The organism is Photorhabdus temperata (genome assembly GCF_025384845.1).
GTDB classification, from domain to species: domain Bacteria; phylum Pseudomonadota; class Gammaproteobacteria; order Enterobacterales; family Enterobacteriaceae; genus Photorhabdus; species Photorhabdus temperata.
Map to the genome: position 1 here is coordinate 1 of NZ_JAJAFX010000193.1, position 812 is coordinate 812.

Annotated in this window: 1 protein-coding gene; it reads left to right on the top strand. The window is 49.9% G+C overall.

Annotated elements, in window-relative coordinates; genetic code table 11:
- A partial coding sequence (locus LGZ99_RS24520; protein ID WP_262979859.1) for a phage portal protein occupies positions 1 to 812 on the top strand: 812 nt, incomplete at both ends.

Sequence of the window (812 nt, forward strand, 5' to 3'; positions counted from 1 at the left end):
GGGCATTATGCAACAACAGTTCAGATTGTAGATCCTGACCGACTCAGTAACCCGCAACAGAATTTTGATATGCCGCATATCAGAGGTGGTGTAGAGATAGACGCTGACGGCGCTCCTACGTTTTACCATATCCGGGAAGCCCATATTGGCGATTGGTGGAGTGGTGCAAAAACGATGACATGGGAGCGTATACCGCGTGAAACAGCGTGGGGACGCCCGCATGTTGTGCATGATTTTGATCACGAGCGCGGAGCACAACACAGGGGTAACGGCATCTTAACGCCGGTTGTTCAGCGCCTGAAGATGCTGATTAAATATGACCAGTCAGAGCTTGAAGCCGCTATTCTAAATGCGATTTTCGGCGCTTATATTGAGTCACCGTATGACCCTGCGTTAGTTGAAGCGGCTTTGGGTGAAAGCGAGGATGAGAATTTAGGCGCGTATCAACAAGGACGCGTTGAGTTTCACAATGATCGCCGGATATCTTTGCAGAACGGGGCGCGGCTCCCAATCATATACCCCGGTGAGAAGATAACAACAGTGAACGCTGCACGGCCACACAGTAATTTTGAAGGCTTTGAGAGTGCGGCATTGCGCAATATTGCGGCAGCAACCGGGCTATCGACTCAACAAGTGACACAAGACTGGTCTGATGTGAACTACAGTTCGGCACGTTCAGCCATGTTAGAAGCGTGGAAAACACTAACACGTCGTCGCGCTGATTTTTCAATCGGCTTTGCTCAACCCATTTTGACCGCGTTTATTGAAGAAATTCACGACATAGAAGATTTACCGCTACCGACTGGCGCACC